Annotated in this window: 3 protein-coding genes and 1 pseudogene; 2 read left to right on the plus strand and 2 right to left on the minus strand. The window is 65.9% G+C overall.

Annotated features, from left to right (window positions below; genetic code table 11):
- Together ACWELQ_RS43945 and ACWELQ_RS43950 are read right to left on the minus strand one after the other, a co-directional pair.
- The coding region (locus tag ACWELQ_RS43945; protein WP_452402896.1) for an SsrA-binding protein at window positions 1-106 on the minus strand (106 nt) is incomplete at its 3' end.
- A 28-nt stretch (window positions 107-134) separates the two neighbouring features.
- A pseudogene (locus ACWELQ_RS43950) lies at window positions 135-218 on the minus strand (hypothetical protein); the annotation flags it as partial.
- A gap of 154 nt (window positions 219-372) precedes the next feature.
- Between ACWELQ_RS43950 and ACWELQ_RS43955 the strand changes: the two are divergent.
- Both ACWELQ_RS43955 and greA read left to right on the plus strand, forming a co-directional pair.
- Window positions 373-789 (plus strand): DUF4307 domain-containing protein, encoded by a 417-nt coding sequence (locus tag ACWELQ_RS43955; protein ID WP_452402894.1) that lies wholly within the window; start codon window positions 373-375, stop codon window positions 787-789.
- Between the two features lie 244 nt (window positions 790-1,033).
- Window positions 1,034-1,525, plus strand: coding sequence for a transcription elongation factor GreA (gene greA, locus ACWELQ_RS43960; protein ID WP_379362658.1), 492 nt, complete (start codon window positions 1,034-1,036; stop codon window positions 1,523-1,525).
- The last annotated feature ends 303 nt before the right edge of the window (window positions 1,526-1,828 follow it).

Below are 1,828 nucleotides of genomic sequence, written 5' to 3' on the forward strand. Positions count from 1 at the left end.
GTTCGCTGTCGCGACGGGCCAGGTCCTGGCGCTTGTCGTAGTCCTGCTTGCCCTTGGCGAGGGCCAGTTCGACCTTGACCTTGCCGTCGGAGAAGAATGTCGCCACGTTCCCCGCCGGTGAGGGTGACGACCAGCACCTCGTTGCCTTCGGCGGCGTAGCGGGCGGTCGTCGCCGCGCCCTTGCTGGATTCGTCGTCGGGGTGGGCGTGCACCGCCATGAGGCGAAGACCACTCACTTCTCGTTCACCTCACCGATCACGTTTTACTCCGTAGCTAATGAGCCGAGTCCAGGCACGGGCGTCGGATATGCATTCCCTATAGTTCCATCCGATCGTTGTTTGTTCCGACCTACCCCCCGGGAGCGTCCCCGACATGAGTGAAAGACCGGCCGACCGGTACGGGATCGCGCCTCGGAAGAACCGCCGCTGGCTGCCCTGGGCCCTCGGCGCGGTCGTCCTGCTCGCCGGGCTCGGCGTCTCCTACCTGGGCTACCGCACCTACGGTCCGCAGGCCGTCGAACCGGACCGGATCGGCTACGAGATCGTCGACGACCACACCGTCAGCGTGGATTTCAAAGTGACGCGCAAGGATCCGGGCCAAGCGGTCGTCTGCTTCGTGCGCGCCATGGACGGCGACACCGACGAGGTCGGCCGCCGCGAGATCCTGGTTCCCGGCTCCGACGCCGGCACCGTCCGCGTCGTCACCACGATCAAGACCACCCGCCGAGCCGGCGCGGGCAACGTCTACGGGTGCAGCGAGCACGTCCCCGCCTATCTGCGCGCCGGGTGAAAAGTCCGATACACGCCCCGCTTTGACGCTTCTACCTGCGCCTTTCCGAATCGTGCTAAAATGACGCGATACACGGTTCCGGAGTTCGGAGCCGTGTTTGCTGCATTGACGGCCGGCGCTGTCGGGACTCTCCCCAGGGATCGCTCTGGCTGTCCACTGCTGTCGTGCCCGTCTTCGGATGGCCACGGTAGCGGGCATCAGGGAATCCCGGCTTGCCGGGGACAACTACTAGGGAGTGATCGAGATGACTGAGACCGTGACTTGGCTGACCCCGGAGTCGCACGAGAGGCTCACGAGCGAACTCGGCGCGCTCATCGCCAACCGTCCCGTCATCGCGGCCGAAATCAACGAGCGCCGTGAAGAAGGCGATCTCAAGGAGAACGGCGGCTACCACGCGGCGCGTGAAGAGCAGGGCCAGCAGGAGGCGCGCATCCGCCAGCTGCAGGAACTGCTGAACAACGCCAAGGTCGGCGTCGCGCCCACCAAGTCCGGCGTCGCACTGCCCGGCTCGGTCGTCAAGGTCTATTACGACGGCGACGAGTCGGACACCGAAACCTTCCTCATCGCCACCCGCGAAGAGGGCCTCGGCAACACCGACCTCGAGACCTACTCCCCCAACTCCCCGTTGGGCGGCGCGCTCATCAACGCCAAGGTCGGCGAAACCCGCGAATACCAGCTGCCCAACGGCAACGTCATGAAGGTGACGCTGGTTTCGGCGGAGCCGTACCACAGCTGAGCAGTACCCGCCCGAGAGCGAGGTCGTGACGCTCGAGGGCATCGGTCGTGAAAACAACGAAGCGCCGCACCAATTCTGGTGCGGCGCTTCGCTGCTTTGGGGGGTGTGGGGGCGCAGCCCCACGAGTGCTCCTGGGGGTTCGGGGGCGAAGCCCCCGTATCCATTCACCTCACCCTGGGGGTGTGGGGGCGCAGCCCCCACACCCAAAGAAAAAGGCGAGCGCCTGCTCGAATTGCGCCCCCAGGTCGCTGATGTCTTCGATTCCGACCGAAATGCGGAGCAGGGCGGCCGGGGCCTCGAGGG

Source organism: Nocardia sp. NPDC004722 (genome assembly GCF_053601505.1).